We start from the raw sequence: 19552 nt of genomic DNA, 5'->3' as shown, positions 1-19552 counted from the left end.
ATGAGCGAGAAGCACATCGACGAACTTTCCGGGGTCGACACGACCGGACACGAGTGGGATGGCATCCGGGAGCTGAACAACCCGCTGCCCAGGTGGTGGGTCTGGACCTTCTACGCCACGATCCTGTGGGCGCTCGCCTACACCATCGCCTATCCGGCCTGGCCGATGCTCAGCTCCGCCACCAAGGGCGTGCTCGGCTATTCGAGCCGCGTCGAGATCAAGAACGAGCTCGCGGCGGCGCAGGCCGCCAAGGGCGAGTATGCGGCTGCGATCGCGTCGAAGCCGATCGACGAGATCCTGGCCGACGAGAAGCTCAGGCTGTTCGCCACCTCGGCCGGTGCCGCCGCCTTCAAGGTCAACTGCGTCCAGTGCCACGGCTCGGGCGCCTCCGGCTCGGCCGGCTATCCGAACCTCAACGACGACGACTGGCTGTGGGGCGGCAAGCCGGAGGACATCCTGACCACGATCAGCCACGGCATCCGCTTCACCGCCGACGACGCGACACGCTTCTCGGAAATGCCTGCCTTCGCCGACGCCCTCGACAAGGAGCAGATAGCGGCCGCCGCAGCCTTCGTGGTCAGCCTCAGCGGCACGCCGTCGAACCCCGCGCTCGTCGAGCCCGGCAAGACGGTCTTCGCCGACAACTGCGCCTCCTGCCACGGCGAGGACGCCAAGGGCATGCGTGACCTCGGCGCGCCGAACCTGACGGACGCGATCTGGTTGCGCGGCAAGGACGAGGCGGCGATCGCCGCGCAGATCGCCACGCCCAGGCACGGCATCATGCCGGCCTGGGCGGGACGTCTCGGCGAGACCACGGTCAAGGAACTGACGGTCTACGTCCATTCGCTGGGCGGCGGCGAATAGCCGACGGAGGGCATTTGTGAGGGCGATTGCCCTCCGGCTTCCGGCCCAGCGCAGAGGCCCGGCATCGCTGCCGGGCCTTTTGCTTTGGCGTCAGGACTTCTGCGACCAGATGTCGGCCTCGATCTGCCCCTTCAGCTCCGGATACATCGCCGCGTCGAAGGTCGGCTGCCGGCCTTGCTTCTTCTGGTCGAAGTAGTCCTTCGTCAGCTTCGCCACCGTCCCCGACAGGAGCACGATCGCGATCAGGTTGATCGTCGCCATCAGCCCCATCGACGCATCCGCCGCGTCGAACACGGTCGCGACGGTCTGCAGCGATCCCCACAGGACCATCGCCAGCACCGCGGCACGCAGGATCATCACCGGTGTTCCGGTGCCCACGCCGAGGAACGTCATCGCATTCTCCGAATAGGAGTAATTGCCGATGATCGAGGTGAAGGCGAAGAAGAAGATCGCCACCGCGATGAAGGCGACGCCGGCCGAGCCGATATGCGCCTGCATGGCCGCCTGGGTCAGCTGCGTGCCGGTGACGCCCGAATCCGGCACCAGCGCGCCCGACAGCAGGATCATGATCGCGGTCGCCGTGCAGATCAGGATCGTGTCGATGAACACGCCCAGCGCCTGCACGAAGCCCTGCGAGGAAGGATGATGCGGATCGGGCGTCGCGACGGCGGCGATGTTCGGCGCCGAGCCCATGCCCGCCTCGTTGGAGAACAGGCCGCGCTTGACGCCGTTGAGCATCGCGGCCGCGAGCCCGCCGGTGAAGCCGGCCGCGGCCTCGCCGATGCCGAAGGCATTGCTGACGATCATGCCGATGACGCCGGGGACATCGGCGAAATGGACGATCAGCACATAGATCGCCATCAGCAGGTAGACGATTGCCATGAACGGCACGACGATCTCGGCCACCCGGGCGATCTGCCTTATGCCGCCGAAGATGACCACGCCGGTGATCGCCGCCACCACGATGCCCGTCGCGAGCTTCGGCAGGCCGAACGCGCCTTCCATCGCGTCGGCGATCGAGTTCGCCTGCACGGCGTTGAACACGAGCCCGAAGGCGAGGATCAGGCAGATCGAGAAGATCGCGCCTGCCCACGGCATGCCGAGACCCCTTGCGATGTAGAAGGCCGGCCCGCCGCGATACTGCCCCTCCTCGTTGCGCACCTTGTAGAGCTGCGCCAGCGTACTCTCGGAATAGGCGGTCGCCATGCCGACGAGCGCGACCATCCACATCCAGAAGATCGCGCCCGGCCCGCCGAGATAGAGCGCCACCGCGACGCCGGCGATATTGCCGGTGCCGACGCGCGAGGCGAGGCTGGTGCACAGCGCCTGGAACGGCGTGATGCCGGACTTGTCGGCCGCATTGGAGCCGCGCACCGCGCGGAACATTTCACCGAAATGGACGAACTGAATGAATTTGAGCCTGATGGTGAAGAAGACACCCACGGCCAGAAGGCCGTAGATCAGCACATACCCCCAGAAAATCGTGTTCAGGAAACCGATAACAGCAGTCATTTGATACCCCTCGGTCTGCTCGGGAATGAAGCCCCCTCCATACTTTGTTTGAGTATGTCCGCTCTGTCCACGCCTGTTCCGCATCCTGCATGTTGATCCTGATCAAGGTTCGACGCCGCCGCCCGTGCGATTGGGCACACAGACCAGCCCTCGCCTGTGTGATGCCATGACCGTGATATCCAAGCTCGACCGGGAAACGGAGATCGAGCGCCTCGAAGCCTCGCCGGTGAACTCGGCCAAGGTGCGCCAGCCGCTCTATGCGCCGCGCAAGAAGATCTTCCCCAAGCGCGCGACCGGCGCCTTCAGGCGCTTCAAGTGGATCGTGATGCTGATCACGCTCGGCATCTACTATCTCACGCCCTGGCTGCGCTGGGACCGCGGGCCCTTCGCGCCCGACCAGGCGGTGCTGATCGACATGGCGAACCGGCGCTTCTACTTCTTCTTCATCGAGATCTGGCCGCAGGAATTCTTCATCGTCGCCGGCCTGCTGGTCATGGCGGGCGTCGGCCTGTTCCTGATCACGTCCGCCGTCGGCCGCGCCTGGTGCGGCTACACCTGCCCGCAGACGGTGTGGGTCGACCTCTTCCTCGTCGTCGAGCGCGCCATCGAGGGCGACCGCAACGCCCGCATGAAGCTCGACGCCGGGCCGTGGACCGTCGACAAGGTCATCAAGCGCGTCGCCAAGCACTCCGTCTGGCTCGCCATCGCGGTTGCGACCGGCGGCGCCTGGATCTTCTACTTCGCCGATGCGCCGACCCTGTTCGTCGACGTCTTCACCGGCCAGGCCGCGCCCATCGCCTACATCACCGTCGCGGTCCTCACCGCCACCACCTACACGTTCGGCGGCCTGATGCGCGAGCAGGTGTGCACCTATATGTGCCCCTGGCCGCGCATCCAGGCGGCGATGCTCGACGAGAACTCGCTCACCGTCACCTACAACGACTGGCGCGGCGAGCCGCGCTCGCGCCATGCCAAGAAGGCTGCCGCCGCCGGCCAGAGCGTCGGCGACTGCGTCGACTGCAACGCCTGCGTCGCCGTCTGCCCGATGGGCATCGACATCCGCGACGGCCAGCAGCTCGAATGCATCACCTGCGCGCTCTGCATCGACGCCTGCGACGGCGTGATGGACAAGCTCGGCCGCGAGCGCGGCCTGATCTCCTATGCGACGCTCGCCGACTACAACGCCAACATGGCGGTCGCCACCGCCGGCGGCACGAGCGCCATCGACCCGACGCGGGTGCGCGATGCCGGCGGCAAGCTCTCCGACAGGCTTGCGCACTTCCACATCCGCAAGATCTTCCGCCCGCGCACGCTGGTCTATTTCGCGGCCTGGTCGCTGGTCGGCGTCGGGCTTCTCTATGCGCTGCTGACGCGCGACCGGCTGGAAGTGAACGTGCTGCACGACCGCAACCCGCTCTTCGTCACCCTGTCGGACGGCGGCATCCGCAACGGCTACACGGTGAAGCTCCTGAACAAGATCCCCGAGCCGCGGACCATCATCGTGACGCTGCAGGGGCTCAAGGGCGCGGAGATGAGCGTCGTCGGCATCGACCAGCCCGCCGACCGCTCCTTCGCGGTGAAGGTCGAGCCGGACAAGCTGACCACCCTCAAGGTCTATGTCCGCCAGCCGGCGGAGCATATCGAGGGCAAGGTGCAGTCGTTCCGCTTCGTGATCGAGGACAAGTCCAGCTACGAGACCGACAGCTACGATGCCCAGTTCGAGGGACCGGAGACCAGACGATGACACGTTCGCGCCCCAACGAGTTCACCGGCCGGCACCTGCTCGCCATCATGGTCGCCTTCTTCGGCGTCATCATCGCGGTCAACGTCACCATGGCCGTCTACGCCCGCAAGAGCTGGACCGGCCTCGTCGTGCAGAACAGCTATGTGGCGAGCCAGGAGTTCAACGAAAAGGCCATCGAGGAGAAGGCGCAGGCCGCGCTTGGCTACACGGCCGCGCTCGCCATCGACCGCGAGGCGATCAGCTATGCGATCCTCGACAGGCAAGGCCGCAAGGTGCCGATCGCCAGCGCATCCGCCACCTTCCACCGGCCGGTCACCACCCGCGAGGACACGCATGTCGTCTTCGCGATCGATCCGACCGGTGCGGCCACCGGCACCGAGGACCTGACCGATGGCGTGTGGATCATGCAGCTCACCGCCGACATCGGCGCCGAGCACCCCTGGCGCGACATGCGCCGCATCGTCGTCCGCGAGGGGAGGTTCGAATGAGCTGCTGCGCCCCGGGCGCCGAGTTCGACGCCACCCAGGCCGCGATCCCGTCCGACGAGGAGCTGCTGCTCGCCTCGCGCAGCCTCGGCAATGGCGACCGGCAGATCGAACTGTCCGTGCCCGCCGTCCACTGCGCCGCCTGCATCCAGACCATCGAAGGCGCGCTCGGCCGCCTGCCCGGCGTCGAGGCCGCGCGCGTCAACCTGTCGACCAAGCGCGTCTCGGTGAAGTGGCATGACGGCGCGCTGCCCCCGATCACCTCGACGCTCACCCGGCTCGGCTACGCGCCGAACCTGTTCGACGAGGCGATGGCCGGCAAGGACGGCACGCTCTCCGAGCTCATCCGCGCCGTCGCCGTCTCCGGCTTCGCCGCCGGCAACATCATGCTGCTCTCCGTCTCCGTCTGGTCGGGCGCGGAAGGTGCGACGCGCGACCTGTTCCACTGGGTCTCGGCGCTGATCGCCCTGCCGGCGCTGTTCTTCGCCGGCCGCATCTACTACCGCTCCGCCTGGAGCGCCTTGCGGCATGGCCGGATGAACATGGACGTGCCGATCGCCATCGGCGTCACCCTCGCTTATGCGATGAGCCTCTACGAGACGATCAACCATGGCCACTACGCCTATTTCGACGCCTCGGTGACGCTGCTGTTCTTCCTTTTGATCGGCCGCACGCTCGACCACGTGATGCGCGACCGCGCCCGCGAGGCGGTGATCGGCCTCGCCCGGCTCGCGCCCCGCGGCGCGCTGGTGATCTCGGAAGACGGCGTCCGCGATTATCGCCCGGTCGAGGAGATCCGCCCCGGCCAGCGCCTGCTGGTGGCGGCCGGCGAGCGCATCCCGGTCGACGCCCGCGTCATCGACGGCCGCTCCGACCTCGACCGCTCGCTGGTGACGGGTGAGAGCGCGCCGGTCCAGGCCGCTCCCGGCGCAGTTGTCCAGGCCGGCACGCTCAACCTCACCGGCCCGCTGACGCTGGAGGCGACCGCGGCCGCCTCCGGCTCGTTCCTGGCCGAGATGATCCGCATGCTGGAGGCCGCCGAGGGCGGCCGCGCCCGCTACCGGCGTATCGCCGAGCGCGTCTCCGCGCTCTACGCGCCGGTGGTCCACCTCACCGCCTTCGCTACCTTCCTCGGCTGGATGGTTTATGGCGGCGACTGGCACCAGGCGCTCACCATCGCCATTGCCGTCCTCATCATCACCTGCCCCTGCGCGCTCGGTCTCGCCGTGCCGATCGTCCAGGTGGTCGCGGCGCGGCGGCTGTTCGAGGCCGGCGTCATGGTCAAGGACGGCTCCGGCATGGAACGCCTCGCGGAAGCCGACGCCGTTGTCTTCGACAAGACCGGCACGCTGACGCTCGGCCGCCCGAGGCTCGTCGGCACAGAGGACATCGCCCCTGCGCTCCTCTCCACAGCCGCTGCACTCGCCGCCTATTCGCGCCACCCGCTCTCGCAGGCGATCGCCGCGACGGGAACCGACGCCGGCGCACCGTCCTTCTCGGACGTCGCCGAACTGCCCGGCCTTGGTGTCGAGGGCAGCGCCGGCGGTCATGTCTGGCGGCTCGGCCGCGCCGCCTGGGCGGCCGATGCCTCGGGCGACGGCACGGTCCTTTCGCGCGACGGCAAGGCGGTCGCCGAATTCACCTTCGAGGACCGGCTCAGGCCCGGTGCTCTGGACGCGGTCGCAGCCGTCGCGACGGAGATCGGCCCGGTCGAGATGCTCTCCGGCGACGGCGAGGCTGCCTGCGCGCGCGTCGCCTCGGCCCTCGGCATCGAGAGCTTCCGGTCCGGCATGCTGCCCGCCGACAAGGTCGCGCGGCTCACCGCCCTCGCCCAGCGAGGCCACAAGGTGCTGATGGTCGGCGACGGGCTGAACGACGCGCCGGCGCTGGGCGCGGCGCACGTCTCGATGGCGCCGGCGAGTGCCGCCGACGTTGGTCGCAACGCCGCCGACTTCGTCTTCCTGCGCGACGGGCTGGAGGCGGTGCCGGTGGCGCGCGACGTGGCGGTCAGGGCCGGACGGCTCATCCGCCAGAACATCGCGATCGCCATCGTCTACAACGCCTTCGCCGTGCCGATCGCGATCCTCGGCTACGTCACGCCGCTGATCGCCGCCATCGCCATGTCCGCCTCGTCGATCATCGTCATCGCCAACGCGCTGCGCCTCGCGCCCCTCCCAGGCCGCAAGGCACGGCAGGAGGACGCCCGTCCGGACCTGGTCATCCGGGCAACGAGACCCGCATGAGCACGCTCCTCTACCTGATCCCCGTCGCCCTTTTCCTCGGCGGCCTGGCCCTGGTCGCCTTCCTCTGGGCGCTGCGCAGCGGCCAGTACGAAGACCTCGACGGCGCCGGCGAGCGGATCCTCATCGACGAGGACGAGCCGGCGCGCCACTGAGGGCGAGGCGCAGGCGCGATAAACCGAGCACCGCCCTCGGGGTCCCTTCGTTAGCTCGCGCCCCCTCCACCACGCTACGCGTGGTCCCCCTCCCCCGCTTCGCAGGGGAGGATCAGGTGCCTCGCCGCCCTCCCGTGGCTACTCTCATCAAAAGGATAAGAAGCGACGGCCGAGCGCGCGGATCCTCCCCCGTAAAACGGGGGAGGGGGACCACGCGTAGCGTGGTGGAGGGGGCGCATGAGGCTGATGTCGTGCGAAGAATGGACCATCATTCTGATGAATCGATTTCCATCCGTTTTCTGCTAACCCCTTGTTCCTGTTGGCCCATCAAATTTTTCCATCCCCACCCCTCCGGGTTTGCCCGAAACTACGTCCGGTCAAACGGGAGCCGGTGATGGGCTGGAGGGCGAAGGCGGGGAGGCAACAGGCGTTAAAGGCGAGGATCGTCATGCGCCTGTTCTCGATCGCCGACATGGCCGAACAGGCCGCTGGCCGCTCGTTCTGGGTCCGCTGGTGCGTGCTGTGGGCCGCCTGGCAGGCGAATACGCTGCTGAGCGCCTATGTCGCTGGCACGCTCCGCAGCTTCGCCCGCAGACCCTGGACGCCCGTCCCGATGCCGGCCGGCTTCGGCAGCCATCCTTTCGATGCCGAGGACATCGCCGATTCGCTCAGGGCATTCGGGCTCTACATGCAGGCGGTGGCAGCGCAGCTGTGCCGCCTGTCGTTCCTGCACCGGGGGCAGGCGTCCGACGAGGCCGGCAATGAGGGCCGCGCGCTCGACAGGCTCGGCGCGTTCATCGAAAGACTTGCAATCGCCGCCGCCGCGCCGGTCGAGTATCACGACACGTCCTGAGACGCGCCTGTCGTGCCCTTATCGCAGTGTCATCGCAGATGAGATCGGCCTTCCCTCAAAAGGGGAGGACAACCGCGCGCGCCCGTCATTCCGGGTCAGAACTCGAAAGCATCGACGGCGATCCGCCGGCCGAGCGTCAGCGCGTCGGCGACATGCACCATCGGCGCGAGGTCGACGTCGGAGCGGCCCTGCCGCACAAGTTCGGCCATCCGCGCATAGAGCGCCGGATACTCGCCCATGATGGTGTTCTCGCCCGCCGTCGCCTTGCCGTCGATCTCCAGCACATTGCCGCCCATGCGCAGCGCGAGGCGTCCGCCGTCCGTCTCGACCTCGATGTCCCAGGTCTGCGGACCTTCCTGGCGCCAGTCGAAATCGGCAGTGACGTTGCCGGAGAAGCTGAGCCTTGCCGCAATCGGCGTGTCGCGGTTGGCGGGGAACTCCAGCTCCGCCCCCGTCAGGTGAACCGGCTTCGGCAGGATCTCGGTCAGGATCGACAGCGCATTGATGCCGGGATCGAACACGCCCATGCCGCCCGGCTCGAACACCCAGTCCTGGCCGGGATGCCACTTGCGCACGTCCTCGCGCCAGGTGATGTGCGCCCGGGAAACCGCCCTGCCCGCCAGCCACGCCTTCGCCGGCGCCACCGCATGCGCCATGCGCGAGTGCCAGGTGGCGAAGAGCGTCAGCCCCTTCGCTTCGGCCATCGCCTGCAGCGCATGCACTTCGGCCAGCGTCGCGCCCGGCGGCTTCTCCAGCATCACGTGCCGACCGGCCTCCAGCGCCATCGCCGCATAGTCGAAGCGCGGCACCGGCGGCAGGCACAAGGAGACGACCTTGATATCAGGTCTCGCATCGAGCAGCGCGGCGAAATCGGTGAAGGCCTGCACATGCTCGACCGAGCCGTTGCGCGAGCAGGTCGCAGCGAGTCTCCAGTCCGCGGATGCGGCGATCGCCGGCACGTGCTGATCGAGCGCGATCTTGCCGATGCCGACAAGGGCGACCTTCATGCGCTGGTCCATCAGTGCGAATCCTTGCCGACTTCGCGACCGCGGCACCCCTTCAGGAAATCGAGATCCGCGCCGGTGTCGGCACCTTCCACATGCGCCTGATGCAGCCAGGCGTAGCCCGAGGCCGGCGTCTCGTGCGAGGGCGTCCAGGCGGCCAGCCGCGCGGCGAGTTCTTCGTCGGAAATCTCCAACGTCAGCGAGCGGTTCGGCACGTCGAGCGAAATCATGTCGCCGTCGCGCACCACCGCCAGCGGCCCGCCGGCCGCCGCCTCCGGCGAGGTATGCAGCACCACCGTCCCGTAGGCGGTGCCCGACATGCGGGCGTCGGAGATGCGCACCATGTCGGTGATGCCCTTGCGCAGCACTTTCGGCGGCAGGCCCATATTGCCCACCTCCGCCATGCCGGGATAGCCCTTCGGCCCGCAGTTCTTCAGCACCATCACGCAGGTCTCGTCGATGTCGAGCGCCTCGTCCTCGATCTTCGCCTTGTAGTCGTCGATGTCCTCGAACACGACCGCGCGGCCGCGGTGGACCATCAGCTCCGGCGTCGCCGCCGACGGTTTCAGCACAGCCCCCTTCGGCGCGAGGTTGCCCTTCACCACCACGATCCCGCCCGACTGCGTCAGCGCCTGCTCCGCCGGCAGGATGACGTCGTCGTTCCAGTTGACGACGTCCTTCACCTCGTCCCACATCGTCTCGCCGGAGACGGTCAGCGCGTCCCTGTGCAGCAGCCCCGCCTCGCCGAGCCGCTTGAGCACGACCGGCAGGCCGCCTGCGTAGAAGAACTCCTCCATCAGATATTTGCCCGACGGCATCAGGTTGACGATGGTCGGCACGTCGCGGCCGCAGCGGTCCCAGTCCTCCAGCGTCAGGTCCACGCCGACGCGGCCGGCGATCGCCAGAAGGTGGATCACCGCATTGGTCGAGCCGCCGATCGCCGCATTGGTGCGGATGGCGTTCTCGAACGCCTCCTTGGTCAGGATGTCGGAGGGCTTCAGATCGTCCTTCACCATCTGGACGATGCGGCGGCCGGTCATCTGCGCCATCACCCGGCGGCGCGAGTCGACGGCGGGAATGGCCGCGTTGCCCGACAGCGCCATGCCCAGCGCCTCCGCCATCGAGGCCATGGTCGAGGCGGTGCCCATCGTGTTGCAGGTGCCCGTCGAGCGGCTCATCGAGGCTTCCGCCTCGAGGAACTCGGCCTGCGTCATCTCGCCGGCCTTCACGGCTTCCGAGAACTTCCACAGATGCGTGCCGGAGCCGACGCGCTCGCCGCGGAAGTAGCCGTTGAGCATCGGCCCGCCGGTGACGACGATGGAGGGGATGTCGGTCGAGGCTGCCCCCATCAGCAGCGACGGCGTGGTCTTGTCGCAACCCACCATCAGCACCGCGCCGTCGATCGGCTGGCCGCGCATCTGCTCCTCGACCGCGAGCGAGGCGAGGTTGCGGAACATCATCGCCGTCGGCCGGAACGTGTTCTCCGATGCCGAGAAGACAGGCACCTCGACCGGGAAACCGCCCGCCTCCCACACGCCGGCCTTCACCTTCTCGGCGAGTTCGCGCAGATGGCCGTTGCAGGGGGTCAGATCCGACCAGGTGTTGAGGATGCCGATCACCGGCCTGCCGTCGAACAGGTCGTGCGGGTAGCCCTGGTTCTTCAGCCAGCCGCGGTGATAGATCGTGTCGCGCGAGGTGCCGCCGTACCAGTGCTGCGACCTCAGCTTGCGCGGCCATTCGGCCTTGCGGAACGTCATCTTCGTCAGCCTTTCAGAGCGCGCGCACGTCCACCCTCGCGAGCGGCGGGGTGGGTTCGAGGGCAAGTCGGTTGCGCAGCGGCAGGCCGAAGCCCGGCGCCTCGATTTCGAACTCGTCGCCTACTTCCGTCCTCACCCCGTCGGCGAAGGACAGCGTCGCGGTACCGAACATGTGGACATGGATATCCCCGGGTACCCGGAACAGCGCATACTTGAAGTGATGATGCTCGAGGTTGGCAAACGAATGCGACATGTTCTCCTCCCCCGACAGGAACGGCTTCTCGAAGATCACCTCGCCGGCGCGGCGGATGCGCGAGACGCCGCGGATGTCGGCGGGCGGTTCGCCGATGCGGATCTCCGGACCGAAGGAGGCCGGCCGCAGCTTCGAATGCGCCAGATAGAGATAGTTGCGGCGCTCCATCAGGTGGTCGGAGAACTCGTTCGACAGCGCGAAGCCGACGCGGAAGGGCGTGCCGTCGTCGCCGATGACGTAGATGCCGGCGATCTCGGGCTCCTCGCCGCCGTCCTCGGCGAAGAAGGGCGAGGTGAGCGCGCCGCCAGGTGCCGCGAGGTTGGCGCCGTTGCCCTTGTAGAACCATTCCGGCTGCACGCCCGGTGCTCCGTTCGCCGGCTTGCCGCCTTCCAGGCCCATGCGGAACATCTTCATGGAGTCGGTAAGCGTCTCCTCGGCCGCACCCGCCTTCTGGTGCATGGCGTCGCGGGTGGCGGCCGAGCCGAGATGGGTCAGCCCCGTGCCGGTCAGGTGCAGGTGCGATGGGTCTGGATGCGTCAGCGGCGGCAAAAGCCGGCCTTCCGCCAGTGCGGCGTCGAGGTCAACCGCCGGCCCGAAACCGAGCGCCGCGACATGCGCGGCGAGATCGGCGCGACCGGAGCGGATGCAGTCCTGCACCAGCTCGTAGGCGCTGCGCACGCACCTCACGGCACGCGCGTCCCCACCCTCGCGGGCAACGACCGTGATCGACCCGTCGGGGTTCCCGACCTGCGAGATCAGCATGCGGCACTTCCTCCTGAATCGGGCTCGTCGGCCTTCCCAAAGAGGCATAGGCGAATTCCACGGTTTACAAAAGTATTATTGTATGATTTTTCTCTGCGCGGGCTGAACGCCCTCGTTTGGGAGGAAATCCATGTTTGCCAAGACACTTCTTGGCGCGAGCCTGCTCGCGTCCATGACCATTCTGTCGTCCGCCGCGCTGGCGCAGACGATCGGCTTCTCGCAGATCGGCTCCGAGTCCGGCTGGCGCGCCGCCGAAACCACGCTGACCAAGCAGGAAGCCGAGAAACGCGGCATCGACCTGAAGTTCTCCGATGCGCAGCAGAAGCAGGAGAACCAGATCAAGGCGCTGCGCAGCTTCATCGCGCAGGGCGTCGACGCCATCCTCGTTGCACCGGTCGTCGCCACGGGCTGGGACGCCGTCCTCAAGGAGGCCAAGGAGGCCGAGATCCCGGTCATCCTGCTCGACCGCATGGTCGATTCCGACAAGGACCTCTACCTGACCGCCGTCGGTTCGGACCTCGTCCATGAAGGCTCGGTCGCCGGCAAGTGGCTGGTGGACACCGTCGCGGGCAAGGACTGCAACGTGGTCGAGTTGCAGGGCACGACCGGCTCGTCGCCGGCCATCGACCGCAAGAAGGGCTTCGAACAGGGCATCGCGGATGCCGCCAACATCAAGATCATCCGCAGCCAGACCGGCGACTTTACCCGCGCCAAGGGCAAGGAGGTGATGGAAAGCTTCCTCAAGGCGGAGAACGGCGGCAAGAACATCTGCGCGCTCTACGCCCACAACGACGACATGGCCGTCGGCGCGATCCAGGCGATCAAGGAAGCCGGCCTCAAGCCCGGCACCGACATCCTCGTCGTGTCGATCGACGCCGTGCCGGACATCTTCCAGGCAATGGCCGCCGGCGAGGCGAACGCCACCGTCGAGCTGACGCCCAACATGGCCGGCCCTGCCTTCGACGCGCTCAAGGCCTACAAGGACAACGGCACGATGCCGCCGAAGTTCATCCAGACCGAGTCCAAGCTCTACACCCAGAAGGACGACCCGGCGAAGGAATACGAGGCCAGGAAGGGCCTGGGCTACTGATCTCCACGATGGCCGGCGGCTTGCCCGCCGGCCATCACGCTGGCACGATCCAGTCGGCCGCCCGCCAGGGCCGCCCGAAGGAAGCCTCTCGCTCGGAAGAATGACCGTGGTCCCAAGCCAGAGCCGGCCGCTGCTCGCCGCAGTCGGCCTCAGCAAGACATTTCCCGGCACGCGGGCGCTGGACGGGGTCGACTTCGACCTCAGGGCGGGCGAGGTGCATGCGCTGCTCGGCGAGAACGGCGCCGGCAAGTCCACACTCATCAAGTGCCTGACGGGCGCCTATCGCCGCGACGGCGGCGACATCCTGCTCGACGGAGCGTCGATCGATCCGCGCGATACGCAGGAAGCGCAGCGGCTCGGCATCGGCACGGTCTACCAGGAGGTCAATCTCCTGCCCAACCTCACCGTCGCGGACAATCTTTTGCTGGGCCGCCAGCCGCTAGGGTTCGGCTTTGTCTCGCGCCGCGAGACCAACCGGGCGGCGCGCGAGATGCTGGCCCGCTACGGGCTCACGATCGACGTCTCGCGCTCTCTCGACAGCTATTCGGTGGCCGTGCAGCAGATCATCGCCATTGCGCGCGCCGTGTCGCTCTCGGGCAAGGTGCTGATCCTCGACGAGCCGACGGCCAGCCTCGACCGCGACGAGGTGCGGATGCTCTTCGACGGCGTGCGCTCCCTGCGCGCCGAGGGACTCGGCATCGTGTTCATCTCGCATTTCCTCGACCAGGTGTTCGACATCTCCGACCGCATCACCGTGCTGCGCAACGGCAAGCTGGTTGGCGTGCGCGACGCGGCGACGCTGGACCGGACGCAGCTGATCAACATGATGCTCGGGCGCGAGCTCTCGGAGGAAACCCGCGACCGCGGCCGAAGCGGCCTCGACTATGCCGCACCGCCGCGCATCTCCTTCAAGGGCACCGGCCGCGCCGGCGTGATCGCGCCCTTCGACCTTTCCGTCCATCGCGGCGAGGTGGTGGGCGTCGCCGGCCTGCTCGGATCCGGCCGCACCGAAACGGCCGAGCTCATGTTCGCCGCTGCCCCTCGCGACGGCGGTACCGTAACCAAGGATGGCAAGCCGCTGAAGCTCGCCTCCCCGCGCGATGCGATCGCGGCTGGCTTCGGCTTCTCGCCGGAAGACCGCAAGACCAGCGGCATCATCGGCGACATGAGCGTGCGCGAGAACATCGTGCTGGCATTGCAGGCTCGCCAGGGCTGGATGCGGCCCGTCCCGCTGCGCCGCCAGCGCGAGATGGCCGACGACTACATCCGCAAGCTCGACATCCGCACGCCCGACGCCGAAAAGCCGATCGGGCAATTGTCCGGCGGCAACCAGCAGAAGGCGCTGCTCGCCCGCTGGCTCGCCACCAATCCCGACTTCCTGATCCTGGACGAGCCGACGCGCGGCATCGACGTCGGCGCGCATGCCGAGATCATTCGCATGATCGAGGACCTGTGCGCCGGCGGCATGTCGCTGCTCGTCATCTCCTCCGAGCTCGACGAGCTCGTCACCTACAGCCACCGCGTGATCGTGGTGCGCGATCGCGTGCACGTCGCCGAACTCGTCGGCGAGGAGATTACCACTGACAGCATCGTCGCGGCCATCGCCAAGCCGTCGCCCAGCCCGGAGGCAGGCGCATGAACGGGACGCTCGCGCGTTTCGGACGGCGGGTCGCGCCGCAGCTCGTGACGTTGGCCGTCGTGGTGGCGATGATCGGCATCGTCTTCCCCGGCTTCTTCGACATCTCCTTCGCCAACGGCCGTCTCTACGGCAGCCCGATCGACATTCTCAACCGCGGCGCGCCGGTGGCGCTGCTCGCCATCGGCATGACGCTGGTCATCGCCACCGGCGGCATCGACCTCTCCGTCGGCGCGGTGATGGCGATCTGCGGCGCGATTGCAGCGAGCTGCATCACACAGGGCTACGGCCTGCCCGCGACGCTGCTGATCGCGCTGGGTGCGGGCCTACTGTGCGGCCTGTGGAACGGGCTGCTGGTGGCGGTGCTCGGCATCCAGCCGATCGTGGCGACGCTGATCCTGATGGTGGCCGGGCGCGGCATCGCGCAGCTGATCACCGAGGGCATGATTCTCACCTTCAACCATGCCGGCCTCGCCTCGCTCGGTTCGGGCAGCTTGCTCTGGCTGCCGACGCCGGTGGTGATCTGGATCTGCGCCGGCATCCTCGCGACGCTGATCGTGCGGCGCACCGCACTCGGCATGCTGATCGAGGCCGTCGGCATCAACCGGCGCGCCTCGATGCTCGCCGGCGTGAATGCGAGACTGCTGATCGTCACCGCCTACATGGTCTCGGGCCTGTGCGCGGCGATGGCCGGCATCATCGTCGCCGCCGACATCCGCGGCGCCGACGCCAACAATGCGGGCCTCTTCCTTGAGCTCGATGCGATCCTCGCGGTCGTGGTCGGCGGCACGTCGCTGCTCGGCGGCCACTTCTCGCTGATCGCCTCGCTGATCGGGGCGATGATCATCCAGGCGGTCAACACCGGCATCCTGGTCGCGGGCTTCCCGCCCGAGTTCAACCTCGTCATCAAGGCATGCATCGTGCTCGCGATCCTCGTGCTCCAGTCGCCGGCACTGCAGGGCGCCGCACTTCTGTTCGCCCACAGGGGAGACAGGAGATGAACCCGCGCTTCCTGCCGCTCGCCGCGACGGTGCTGATCTTCGCGCTCGCTTATGCCATCTGCTACATCCAGTTCCCGGCGATGCTCTCGACGCGGGTCGCCGGCAATCTCCTGACCGACAACGCCTTTCTCGGCATTGCGGCCGTCGGCATGACCTTCGTCATCCTGTCGGGCGGCATCGACCTCTCGGTTGGCTCGGTGATCGCCTTTGCCGGCGTGTTCATCGCGGTGATGCTGCGCGACACGAGCCTGCATCCGCTGGCGGTGTTCGCCGTTCTGCTCGCGCTCACCACCTTGTTCGGCGCGGCGATGGGCCTGATCATCCACGTGCTGCAGATGCCGCCCTTCATCGTCACGCTCGCCGGCATGTTCCTGGCCCGCGGCCTCGCCTACGTGCTCTCGGTCGATTCGGTACCGATCTCGCACCCGTTCTACGACTGGCTGCAGACGCTCTACTGGCTCATGCCGGGCAAGGGCCGACTGACGCTGATCGGCGGCCTGATGCTCGTCGTCTTCGCCGCCGGCATCCTTCTTGCCCATCGCACCCGCTTCGGCGCCAACGTTTTCGCGCTCGGCGGCGGGGTACAGACGGCGCGGCTGATGGGCGTGCCGGTGGCGCGCACGACCGTCGCCATCTACGCACTGTCAGGGTTTCTCGCGGGGCTGTCGGGAATCGTTTTTTCCCTCTACACCTCGGCCGGCTATTCGCTGGCGGCGGTGGGCGTCGAGCTCGACGCAATCGCGGCCGTCGTCATCGGGGGGACGCTGCTGACGGGCGGCAGCGGCTTCGTCGCTGGCACTCTCATAGGCGTGTTGATCATGGGGCTGATCCAGACCTACATCATCTTCGACGGCACCTTGTCCAGCTGGTGGACGAAGATCGTCATCGGAGCGCTGCTGCTCGTCTTCATCGTGCTGCAAAAGGCCCTGCTCGGTCTTGCCGACCGGCGCCGCGCCGTCAGTCCCGGCGGAAAGGCCTGAGCGATGCTCAAGGCGGCGATCTCGGGCGAGCGCATCCGCAACAGCCACGCGCTGGTGGTGGACGCGCTCGGGCGGGCGATCGTCGGCGGCGACTATCCGCGCGGCTCCACCCTGCCGGGGGACTTCGAACTCGCCGCCCGTTTCGGCGTGTCGCGCACCGTGCTGCGCGAGGCGATGAAGACGCTGGCCGCCAAGGGCATGATCGTCGCCAAGGCGCGTATCGGCACCCGCGTGACGGACAAGTCGACCTGGAACTATTTCGACGCCGACATCCTGCGCTGGCATCTCGACAACGGCGCCGACAGCCGGTTCATGACGCATCTCGCCGAGATGCGGCTGGCCTTCGAGCCCTACGCCGCGCGCCTCGCCTGCCGCCACGCGACGCCGAAGGACGTCGAGCAGATGCTCGCACATGCCGACGCGATGGAGAACGCCACCTCGCTGGAGGGCTTCGCGCTCGCCGACCTCGCCTTCCATATGGCGCTGGCCGAGGCGTCGAAGAACCCATTCATGTATTCGGTCGGTGCGCTGGTAGAGGCCGCGCTTGTCACGAGCTTCCGCCTCAGCTCCCCGTTCGGCGAGGCCGCGCGCCAGTCCAGCTCGGCAGCCAAGCACCGCCGGATCGCGCAGGCCATCGCGCGCAGGGACGAAACGGAGGCCGCAGCCGCCGTCGAGGTGGTTATCACAGAAGGCCGCGACCGGGTCGGGCTGAAGCTCGCGGAAATCTAGACCGCGTGGGCCCGCCCGAAGGGTCGCGTCCTACATATTCGATGCGATGTCGCCGTTGCGCGGGGGCGGCGGCACATAGCAGGCGGTTTGCGACCGCCGCAACGGCGTCTGCTGCCGCTCCTTCACTCCGCTCTGCTGATCGTTGCCGATCGATCCTGTCTGGAACGGCTTACGCTTGGTTGTTCTCAGCCAGCTGGCCGAAATTTCGGCCAGGAAGCTCCGCAACACCGGTTGCATGACGTCCTCCCATGGTCCGGTCGAATAGGAGAAAACGCGGGGGCTAGGGAATTGTTCCGCCGGCTCAGCCGACATTCGCCAGCGGCAGCGTGATCGTCTGGATGAGGCCGCGCGGTTCGCGGTTGGCAATCGCGATCGTGCCGCCGAAACGCTCGATGATCTCCTTCGCGATCACCAAGCCGAGGCCCGCGCCGGGCAATGTCTTGCGCCTGGCCATGTCGACGCGGAAGAAGGGTTCGAACACTTGACCGATCAGGTCCTGCGGAATTCCGGGACCTTCGTCGAGGATGGTGACCACCGCCAGCCCGTCCCGGGCCTGCAGCTCGATCCTGGCGCCGCCGCCATGGGTCGCCGCGTTGATGATCAGGTTGCGGATCGCCCGCTTGAGCGCGATCGGCCGCGCCGCGACCGGCAGTGATGCCAGGGGCGGATCGGAGACATTGTAGCCGAGGTCGCGCAGTTCCTCCGCCAGGCCGCGGACCAGATAACCGAGCTTCAGCGGTTCCGACCCGTGCTCTCCAACCTCCTCGCGCACGAGGCTGATGGCGCTGTCGGCGATGGCGTCGAGCTCCTCCAGATCGGCGAGCCACTTTTCGCGCTCCTCCTCGTCGGCGATGAATTCGGCCCGCAGTCGCATGCGGGTCATCGGCGTGCGCAGGTCGTGGCCGGCGGCGGCGACCAGCCGCATGCGGCTCTCCATCGCCGATTTCAGCCTGCCGGAGAGCTGGTTGAGCGCCCTGGCGGTGGCGCGGATCTCGCCAGCGCCCTCCTCGGGGATATGCGCCAGCAAGCCGTCGGAATCGACGCGGCTGGCTGCGCCTTCGAGCAGTTCGAGCGGCCGGGTGATCTTCGAGGCGGCGAACAGAGAGACCGCAGTGCTTCCCGCCACGATCAGCGCGATCCAGCCGGCCATGATTTTCCAGCCGCCTGGCGGCGGACGCATGTCGGGCACGTCGGAGACCAGCCACTCGCCGTTGCCGAGATCGACGGAGGCGGTGAGGACCGGGGTGTCCGGCGAACGCGTGATGACGGCCTTACGCGCCGTCCCGGTCCTTTCGAGTGCCCGGTTGAGGAAACGCGTCATGCCCATCTCCTCCCGCCCCGTGGCCGGCGCGGCCTGGAGGACGAGGCCGGCGGCGAGCGCAGCCTGGCGATCCGCCTGCGCCAGCCTGGCGAGCACGTGAAGCTGTCGCGCGAGCGGCTCCATCGTGGCTTGCGGCAAAGGCGGCCGGAGAGCCCGGCTCGCCGCGAAGGTCGCAAGCCCGACCACGCTGACGATCGCCAGGATGAGAAGAATGGCGATCCTTGTACGCAGAGACGTCATTGCGCGTCCGTCATCGTCTTGACGGGCACGACGAGCTGATAGCCGCCGTTGCGCACGGTCTTGAAGAGCGACCCGCGATCTCCGTCGCCGAGCTTGCGCCGCAGGCGGCTCATCAGCACGTCGATCGAGCGGTCCAGCGGGTCGCGGTGGCGGCCCTGCGTCATGTCGAGCAGTTGGTCGCGCGACAGAAGCCGGCCGGGCCGCTCGAGGAACACGCGCAGGAGGTCGAACTCCGCGCCGGTCAGGTCGACTTCGGCGCCCGTTCGATCGATAACGCTGCGCAGCTCCGGATTGGCCTCGAAGTCGGCGAAGGCATAGATCCTCGTTTCGGGAGCGGGCGGTTCGTCGCGGCCGGCCCTGCGCAGCACCGCCTTGATCCGGGCAACGAGTTCGCGCGGGTTGAACGGCTTGCCGAGATAGTCGTCGGCGCCGAGTTCGAGCCCGATGATACGGTCCACATCCTCCTTGAGGGCGGTCAGGAGAATGACCGGAATACGCGGCCGCCGCTGCTGCAGGTCGCGGCAGATGTCGAGGCCGGAGCCGTCCGGCAGCATCACGTCGAGGACGATCAGCTCGGGACTGCCATCGGCGATGCGGCTTTCGCATTCGCGCCGGTCGGCGGCGACCGAAATGCGAAACCCCTGCCCGCCGAGGTAGCGCGCGAGAAGGGAGCGGATCTCGGAGTCGTCGTCCACGATCAGGATATGGGTGTTGTCGCTCATGCCGGCCGGTACCTGTTTCCTGTCTGAGAATATAAACTGTGCGGCGAGGCTTTCCGGAGATTTTTGCAACGGACTGTTGCCCGCGGCAGCCCAGCAACATTTGGTTACAAAAATGCGGTTGCGGGAAACGCACCGTAACCTTGCGGACCAAGGGCGGACATTTCCGCCTCCTAGATTTGCTTCATCCAACGCGAACGAAAGGAT

18 protein-coding genes are annotated in these 19552 nt (G+C 67.6%); 11 read left to right on the top strand and 7 right to left on the bottom strand.

The features are described from left to right. On the top strand, positions 1-864 hold the full coding sequence (gene ccoP / locus B9Z03_RS09210; RefSeq protein ID WP_085463939.1) for a cytochrome-c oxidase, cbb3-type subunit III: 864 nt from the start codon (positions 1-3) through the stop codon (positions 862-864). 90 nt (positions 865-954) lie between these two features. Here the strand turns inward: ccoP and B9Z03_RS09205 are convergent, their stop codons facing one another. Next, positions 955-2376, bottom strand: a complete 1422-nt coding sequence (locus B9Z03_RS09205; protein WP_085463938.1) for an alanine/glycine:cation symporter family protein — start codon at positions 2374-2376, stop codon at positions 955-957. 166 nt (positions 2377-2542) lie between these two features. Here B9Z03_RS09205 and ccoG point away from each other — a divergent pair, with 166 nt between their 5' ends. The 5 genes from ccoG (at position 2543) to B9Z03_RS09180 (ending at position 7853) form a co-directional block, all read left to right on the top strand. Beyond that, positions 2543-4120, top strand: a complete 1578-nt coding sequence (gene ccoG, locus B9Z03_RS09200) for a cytochrome c oxidase accessory protein CcoG (protein ID WP_085463937.1) — start codon at positions 2543-2545, stop codon at positions 4118-4120. Continuing rightward, positions 4117-4608, top strand: coding sequence for a FixH family protein (locus B9Z03_RS09195; protein WP_085463936.1), 492 nt, complete (start codon positions 4117-4119; stop codon positions 4606-4608). Before ccoG ends, B9Z03_RS09195 begins: the two co-directional genes overlap by 4 nt. Continuing rightward, the gene (locus B9Z03_RS09190) at positions 4605-6848 is read left to right on the top strand and encodes a cation-translocating P-type ATPase (protein WP_085463935.1); all 2244 of its coding nucleotides are present in this window, start codon (positions 4605-4607) and stop codon (positions 6846-6848) included. The genes B9Z03_RS09195 and B9Z03_RS09190 overlap by 4 nt, the downstream gene beginning before the upstream one ends. Next, on the top strand, positions 6845-7000 hold the full coding sequence (gene ccoS / locus B9Z03_RS09185; RefSeq protein ID WP_085463934.1) for a cbb3-type cytochrome oxidase assembly protein CcoS: 156 nt from the start codon (positions 6845-6847) through the stop codon (positions 6998-7000). The genes B9Z03_RS09190 and ccoS overlap by 4 nt, the downstream gene beginning before the upstream one ends. Positions 7001-7394: 394 nt before the next feature. Continuing rightward, positions 7395-7853, top strand: coding sequence for a hypothetical protein (locus B9Z03_RS09180; RefSeq protein ID WP_139832210.1), 459 nt, complete (start codon positions 7395-7397; stop codon positions 7851-7853). Between the two features lie 95 nt (positions 7854-7948). Here B9Z03_RS09180 and B9Z03_RS09175 read toward each other — a convergent pair whose 3' ends face one another. The 3 genes from B9Z03_RS09175 to araD1 are packed head-to-tail and all read right to left on the bottom strand — an operon-like array spanning position 7949 to position 11629. Next, positions 7949-8872, bottom strand: a complete 924-nt coding sequence (locus B9Z03_RS09175) for a Gfo/Idh/MocA family protein (RefSeq protein WP_210191358.1) — start codon at positions 8870-8872, stop codon at positions 7949-7951. Then, positions 8872-10614, bottom strand: coding sequence for an L-arabinonate dehydratase (gene araD / locus B9Z03_RS09170; RefSeq protein WP_085463932.1), 1743 nt, complete (start codon positions 10612-10614; stop codon positions 8872-8874). Before araD ends, B9Z03_RS09175 begins: the two co-directional genes overlap by 1 nt. A gap of 13 nt (positions 10615-10627) precedes the next feature. After that, complete coding sequence (gene araD1, locus B9Z03_RS09165; protein ID WP_085463931.1) at positions 10628-11629, bottom strand: AraD1 family protein; 1002 nt, start codon at positions 11627-11629, stop codon at positions 10628-10630. A 130-nt stretch (positions 11630-11759) separates the two neighbouring features. On the opposite strand from araD1, the gene ytfQ reads away from it, so the two are divergent. The 5 genes from ytfQ (at position 11760) to B9Z03_RS09140 (ending at position 17065) form a co-directional block, all read left to right on the top strand. Beyond that, entirely contained in the window at positions 11760-12719 is a 960-nt protein-coding gene (gene ytfQ / locus B9Z03_RS09160) for a galactofuranose ABC transporter, galactofuranose-binding protein YtfQ (protein ID WP_085463930.1), read from the top strand. 100 nt (positions 12720-12819) lie between these two features. After that, the gene (locus B9Z03_RS09155) at positions 12820-14358 is read left to right on the top strand and encodes a sugar ABC transporter ATP-binding protein (protein ID WP_085463929.1); all 1539 of its coding nucleotides are present in this window, start codon (positions 12820-12822) and stop codon (positions 14356-14358) included. Further along, entirely contained in the window at positions 14355-15356 is a 1002-nt protein-coding gene (locus B9Z03_RS09150; RefSeq protein WP_085463928.1) for an ABC transporter permease, read from the top strand. Before B9Z03_RS09155 ends, B9Z03_RS09150 begins: the two co-directional genes overlap by 4 nt. Beyond that, on the top strand, positions 15353-16336 hold the full coding sequence (gene yjfF / locus B9Z03_RS09145; protein WP_085463927.1) for a galactofuranose ABC transporter, permease protein YjfF: 984 nt from the start codon (positions 15353-15355) through the stop codon (positions 16334-16336). Before B9Z03_RS09150 ends, yjfF begins: the two co-directional genes overlap by 4 nt. A gap of 3 nt (positions 16337-16339) precedes the next feature. Further along, positions 16340-17065, top strand: coding sequence for a FadR/GntR family transcriptional regulator (locus tag B9Z03_RS09140; protein ID WP_085463926.1), 726 nt, complete (start codon positions 16340-16342; stop codon positions 17063-17065). 30 nt (positions 17066-17095) lie between these two features. Here B9Z03_RS09140 and B9Z03_RS09135 read toward each other — a convergent pair whose 3' ends face one another. The 3 genes from B9Z03_RS09135 to B9Z03_RS09125 form a co-directional block, all read right to left on the bottom strand. Next, on the bottom strand, positions 17096-17302 hold the full coding sequence (locus tag B9Z03_RS09135) for a hypothetical protein (RefSeq protein ID WP_085463925.1): 207 nt from the start codon (positions 17300-17302) through the stop codon (positions 17096-17098). A 64-nt stretch (positions 17303-17366) separates the two neighbouring features. Next, positions 17367-18626 (bottom strand): ATP-binding protein, encoded by a 1260-nt coding sequence (locus B9Z03_RS09130; RefSeq protein WP_085463924.1) that lies wholly within the window; start codon positions 18624-18626, stop codon positions 17367-17369. Further along, positions 18623-19348 carry a response regulator gene (locus B9Z03_RS09125; RefSeq protein WP_085463923.1) on the bottom strand — a complete coding sequence of 242 codons (726 nt, stop codon included), beginning with the start codon at positions 19346-19348 and terminating at the stop codon, positions 18623-18625. The genes B9Z03_RS09130 and B9Z03_RS09125 overlap by 4 nt, the downstream gene beginning before the upstream one ends. Positions 19349-19552 lie beyond the last annotated feature (204 nt).

The organism is Mesorhizobium australicum (genome assembly GCF_900177325.1).
Taxonomy (GTDB): domain Bacteria; phylum Pseudomonadota; class Alphaproteobacteria; order Rhizobiales; family Rhizobiaceae; genus Mesorhizobium_A; species Mesorhizobium_A australicum_A.
The sequence above is the reverse complement of the archived record's forward strand: the minus strand, read 5'-3'. Positions and strand labels throughout refer to the sequence as shown.

What these genes read in the sequence shown, in the direction of transcription:
- ccoS (WP_085463934.1), top strand. Translation starts at nt 6,845, where the DNA reads ATGAGCACGCTCCTCTACCTGATCCCCGTCGCCCTTTTCCTCGGCGGC.
- B9Z03_RS09135 (WP_085463925.1), bottom strand. Translation starts at nt 17,302, where the DNA reads ATGCAACCGGTGTTGCGGAGCTTCCTGGCCGAAATTTCGGCCAGCTGG.
- B9Z03_RS09155 (WP_085463929.1), top strand. Translation starts at nt 12,820, where the DNA reads ATGACCGTGGTCCCAAGCCAGAGCCGGCCGCTGCTCGCCGCAGTCGGC.
- yjfF (WP_085463927.1), top strand. Translation starts at nt 15,353, where the DNA reads ATGAACCCGCGCTTCCTGCCGCTCGCCGCGACGGTGCTGATCTTCGCG.
- B9Z03_RS09125 (WP_085463923.1), bottom strand. Translation starts at nt 19,348, where the DNA reads ATGAGCGACAACACCCATATCCTGATCGTGGACGACGACTCCGAGATC.
- B9Z03_RS09175 (WP_210191358.1), bottom strand. Translation starts at nt 8,872, where the DNA reads ATGGACCAGCGCATGAAGGTCGCCCTTGTCGGCATCGGCAAGATCGCG.
- B9Z03_RS09130 (WP_085463924.1), bottom strand. Translation starts at nt 18,626, where the DNA reads ATGACGTCTCTGCGTACAAGGATCGCCATTCTTCTCATCCTGGCGATC.
- B9Z03_RS09180 (WP_139832210.1), top strand. Translation starts at nt 7,395, where the DNA reads ATGGGCTGGAGGGCGAAGGCGGGGAGGCAACAGGCGTTAAAGGCGAGG.
- B9Z03_RS09205 (WP_085463938.1), bottom strand. Translation starts at nt 2,376, where the DNA reads ATGACTGCTGTTATCGGTTTCCTGAACACGATTTTCTGGGGGTATGTG.
- B9Z03_RS09140 (WP_085463926.1), top strand. Translation starts at nt 16,340, where the DNA reads ATGCTCAAGGCGGCGATCTCGGGCGAGCGCATCCGCAACAGCCACGCG.
- B9Z03_RS09195 (WP_085463936.1), top strand. Translation starts at nt 4,117, where the DNA reads ATGACACGTTCGCGCCCCAACGAGTTCACCGGCCGGCACCTGCTCGCC.
- ytfQ (WP_085463930.1), top strand. Translation starts at nt 11,760, where the DNA reads ATGTTTGCCAAGACACTTCTTGGCGCGAGCCTGCTCGCGTCCATGACC.
- ccoG (WP_085463937.1), top strand. Translation starts at nt 2,543, where the DNA reads ATGACCGTGATATCCAAGCTCGACCGGGAAACGGAGATCGAGCGCCTC.
- araD (WP_085463932.1), bottom strand. Translation starts at nt 10,614, where the DNA reads ATGACGTTCCGCAAGGCCGAATGGCCGCGCAAGCTGAGGTCGCAGCAC.
- B9Z03_RS09190 (WP_085463935.1), top strand. Translation starts at nt 4,605, where the DNA reads ATGAGCTGCTGCGCCCCGGGCGCCGAGTTCGACGCCACCCAGGCCGCG.
- ccoP (WP_085463939.1), top strand. Translation starts at nt 1, where the DNA reads ATGAGCGAGAAGCACATCGACGAACTTTCCGGGGTCGACACGACCGGA.
- B9Z03_RS09150 (WP_085463928.1), top strand. Translation starts at nt 14,355, where the DNA reads ATGAACGGGACGCTCGCGCGTTTCGGACGGCGGGTCGCGCCGCAGCTC.
- araD1 (WP_085463931.1), bottom strand. Translation starts at nt 11,629, where the DNA reads ATGCTGATCTCGCAGGTCGGGAACCCCGACGGGTCGATCACGGTCGTT.